We start from the raw sequence: 417 nt of genomic DNA, 5'->3' as shown, positions 1-417 counted from the left end.
TTCCAAATCTTCCAATCGATGTTAATTATCCTCAAGACCGTATAACTTATATTGAACAAGATTGCAAATGCAAGATAGTTCTCGATGAAGAGGAAATGATGTTATGTAATTTAGAAAGATATAAGTATGGGAAAGAGAATCCGGACCCTATTAATCAGTCAGGTGATTTGGCCTATGTCATTTATACTTCGGGTTCTACAGGACAGCCAAAAGGTGTTATGGTAGAGCATAACAGTAATGTCAATATGTCCTTGGATCAGATTAAAACCTTTGGGATTACCCAAAATGATAAAGTAGTCTGGTTTGCTTCTGTAGCTTTTGATGCTTCTATATCAGAGATTATGATGAGTTTGTACAGTGGTGCCGCGTTATGTATTCCTGGTGAAGAAACCATTAAAGATAAAGAGGAGTTTGTAG

Annotated in this window: 1 protein-coding gene; it reads left to right on the top strand. The window is 36.2% G+C overall.

The window, feature by feature from the left end:
- Positions 1 to 14: 14 nt before the first annotated feature.
- Positions 15 to 417, top strand: a 403-nt coding sequence (locus LPB88_RS23720; protein WP_370635916.1) for an AMP-binding protein, incomplete at its 3' end; no start/stop codon positions are given.

This window comes from Flavobacterium sp. JAS (assembly GCF_020991455.1).
GTDB lineage: Bacteria > Bacteroidota > Bacteroidia > Flavobacteriales > Flavobacteriaceae > Flavobacterium.
The sequence above is the reverse complement of the archived record's forward strand: the minus strand, read 5'-3'. Positions and strand labels throughout refer to the sequence as shown.